2 protein-coding genes and 1 pseudogene are annotated in these 2,973 nt (G+C 40.1%); 1 reads left to right on the top strand and 2 read right to left on the bottom strand.

Annotated features, from left to right (window positions below):
- Positions 1 to 1,170 (bottom strand): ATP-binding protein (locus ACR2F3_RS11245; protein ID WP_432710071.1); only part of this gene is annotated, 1,170 nt, incomplete at its 3' end.
- 198 nt (positions 1,171 to 1,368) lie between these two features.
- Here ACR2F3_RS11245 and ACR2F3_RS11240 point away from each other — a divergent pair.
- A complete protein-coding gene (locus ACR2F3_RS11240; protein WP_432710070.1) occupies positions 1,369 to 2,706 on the top strand; it encodes a DEAD/DEAH box helicase in 1,338 nt (445 codons plus the stop codon).
- Positions 2,707 to 2,719: 13 nt separating this feature from the next.
- On the opposite strand, the pseudogene ACR2F3_RS11235 reads toward ACR2F3_RS11240, so the two are convergent.
- Positions 2,720 to 2,973: pseudogene (locus ACR2F3_RS11235) on the bottom strand (hypothetical protein); the annotation flags it as partial.

Here is a 2,973-nt window from a genome sequence, read left to right as displayed (position 1 = left end):
ATCACGTAGTTTTTTATTATGCAAAGACGCCTTTTTTGCCCGGTCATTAGCAAGTTTTTTAATTCCTGCAATGTCCTTACGCTCGCGCTCTGATTGCAGGATACGTTTTAGTAACGCATCCGCCACGTCGGTATGGCGATGTAGATAGTCATCAAGTTCCTTTTTAACAAAGTCGTTAATAAAAGTACGCACAGATGGTCCTTCGGGGCCCATGTTCTGAGAGCCTAGCTTTGTTTTAGTCTGCGACTCAAACACAGGCTCCTGTACACGAATGGAAATTGCTGCAATAATAGAAGCCCTTATATCTGAAGCCTCAAATTCCTTTTTATAAAACTCCCGGATAGTCTTCACCACCGCTTCTCGGAATGCCGCCTGGTGTGTTCCACCCTGTGTAGTATGCTGCCCGTTAACAAAGGAATGATAGTCTTCACCATATTGCTGACCATGGGTCATAGCGATTTCAATATCATGACCTTTCAAGTGAATAATAGGATAACGGATGTGTTCAACATCAGCTACTTTATTCAACAAATCATATAAACCGCGTTCAGAAAAATATTTTTGTCCGTTATAGTTTACGGTTAGGCCCGCGTTCAGGAACACATAATTCCAAACCATGCTTTCTACAAAATCAGATATATAATGGTAGTTCCTGAAAATGCTTTCATCCGGATAGAAAGTAATGGCCGTACCATTTCTTTGGGTGGTGTCAATGATGGGATGATCAACAACGATTTCCCCTTTTGAAAATTCTACTTTTTTTGTTTTTCCATCACGGTACGACTGTACGATAAAAGTGTTGGATAACGCATTTACTGCTTTCGTACCTACCCCATTTAGTCCCACAGATTTCTGGAAAGCATTGCTGTCGTACTTACCGCCTGTATTAATTTTAGACACACAATCAATCACTTTTCCTAAAGGGATACCACGTCCATAATCACGAATGTTCACTTTATGCTCCGAAACGGTCATCTCTATGGTTCGCCCTGCCCCCATGACGAACTCATCAATGGAGTTGTCAAAGATCTCTTTCAGCAACACATAGATTCCATCATCGTGTGCCGAGCCATCACCTAATTTCCCGATGTACATTCCGGGACGCAACCTAATGTGTTCCTTCCAGTCGAGTGACCGTATACTGTCTTCGTTATATTTCGGTTCTGCCATGATGATTCTGGGGTTCTTGATTCGCAAATTTAATCAATAAGGCGGAATTTTTAGGTATATCTTGTCGTCATAACCCTTTATTTTACCTGCATTTCTACCAAGCGTAAAAAATCTATTTAAAGGATAAAATAATCCGTATCTTTGCGACGGATTGAAATATGTTCAATCCCCCACAACTTTACATTAAATACTTACATATTGTTATTCAACGAATTAAATCTGATTGAGCCAATACTTTCGGCACTACAAACAGAAGGTTATACGCAACCAACACCTATACAAGAACAATCCATCCCAACTATATTACAAGGCAAAGACCTTTTAGGTTGCGCGCAAACAGGTACAGGTAAAACTGCTGCTTTCGCTATTCCTATGTTGCAATTGTTGCACAAGCCACATGCAAATACAAAAGGCCCAAGACCTATTAAAGCATTGGTGCTTACACCAACCCGTGAGCTTGCTATTCAAATTGAAGAAAGCTTTAAAGCTTACGGCAGAAACCTTCCCCTAAAATACCAGGTAATTTTTGGTGGTGTAGGTCAGAAAGCACAAACTGATGCCCTCCATAAAGGTATCGACATTTTAGTAGCTACTCCAGGTAGGTTGTTAGACTTAATGGGACAAGGTTTCATCAGCTTACGCGACCTTGAGATTTTCGTTTTAGATGAAGCCGACAGAATGCTTGACATGGGTTTTATCCATGACGTTAAAAAAGTAATCACTAAACTTCCTGCAAAACGCCAAACTTTGTTTTTCTCGGCAACCATGCCTACAGAAATTCAAAAGTTAGCAAACACTATTTTGCATGAGCCTACTAAAGTTGAGGTTACTCCGGTATCATCTACAGCAGAAAAAATTGTTCAATCAATTTATTTTGTAGCTAAAAATGACAAGAGAACCTTGTTAAACCATATCCTTCAGGATAAAGAAATTCAAACAGCCTTGGTATTTACACGTACTAAACATGGTGCTGACAGGGTGGTAAAAGACTTGATTAAAATTGGTGTGAGAGCAGAAGCCATCCATGGTAACAAATCTCAAAACGCCAGACAAAGAGCATTATCGAATTTCAAAGACAGAACTACCCGTATTTTAGTAGCTACAGATATTGCTGCCCGTGGTATTGATGTTGATGAACTGACGCATGTAATTAATTATGAACTTCCGAATGTTCCGGAAACTTACGTACACAGAATTGGCCGTACAGGTCGTGCAGGCCTGAGTGGTACCGCATTTTCTTTCTGTGATGCTGAAGAAAAGGAATATTTAAGAGATATTGAAAAGCTGATTGGATTAAGCATTCCAGTTGCAGAAGACAATCCTTATGCAATGAGCTGGCAAGGCTTAATGGCTAAGCAAGAAGATAAACCTAAAGGCGGTAAGCCATCTGCATCAAATCACCGCCGAGGTGGTAATGCAAATGCTTCAGCAGCTAAAAATAGCAAAGCACCACGTAGTCAGGATCGTGATCCAAACTTAAGTGGTGCTAAGAGAACTCCAAAAAGCGGAAGTCGCCGTTGGAGCGGAAAGAGTTAATTTATAACTCTTTCTATTTTATTGTCTTTCTAATCTTAATGATGCGCAACCAGTGCATCATTTTTAGTATAGGGTAAGTTGGATCAAATTCAAACCATTTAGCTGCAAAATTAGGGCTGTTAGGTCTCATGTGGTGGTTATTTTGGAACAACTCCCCTAACATTAAGAAGTCTAATGGCAAAGAGTTTTTACTATGGTCTTTATTGTCGTAATTGGAGTAACCATATTTATGTCCGCAAGTCGGATCGTAGCCATGTCGTTCTGTGA

It is taken from the genome of Pedobacter sp. (genome assembly GCF_045627485.1).
Classification (GTDB): Bacteria; Bacteroidota; Bacteroidia; order Sphingobacteriales; family Sphingobacteriaceae; genus Pedobacter.
The sequence above is the reverse complement of the archived record's forward strand: the minus strand, read 5'-3'. Positions and strand labels throughout refer to the sequence as shown.